Source organism: Spectribacter acetivorans (assembly GCF_031846305.1).
Taxonomy (GTDB): Bacteria; Pseudomonadota; Gammaproteobacteria; order Nevskiales; family Salinisphaeraceae; genus Spectribacter; species Spectribacter acetivorans.
The window spans coordinates 1-243 of record NZ_JAVRHY010000048.1; the positions used below are offsets into that span (position 1 = coordinate 1).

At 58.8% G+C, this 243-nt stretch carries 1 protein-coding gene; it reads right to left on the reverse strand.

Annotation, left to right across the window (positions count from 1 at the left end):
- The coding region (locus RM531_RS16035) for a transposase (RefSeq protein WP_311660728.1) at window positions 1-202 on the reverse strand (202 nt) is incomplete at its 3' end.
- Between the last annotated feature and the right edge of the window lie 41 nt (window positions 203-243).

Genomic DNA, 243 nt, shown 5'->3' on the forward strand with positions numbered 1-243 from the left:
ACTTGAGCCGGCGGTTTTCGCTCTCAAGCTCCTTGAGCCGCTTCATCAGCGCGGCGTCCATACCACCGTACTTGCTGCGCCACTTGTAGAACGTGGCACTGCTCATGCCGTGCTCGCGGCATAGCTCGGGCACCGGCACGCCGTTCTCGGCCTGCTTGAGAATCGCCAGGATCTGGCTGTCGCTGTATCGGGATTTCTTCACACGGAACCTCCTCGGTTCAGACTACGAGAAAATTCCACTTC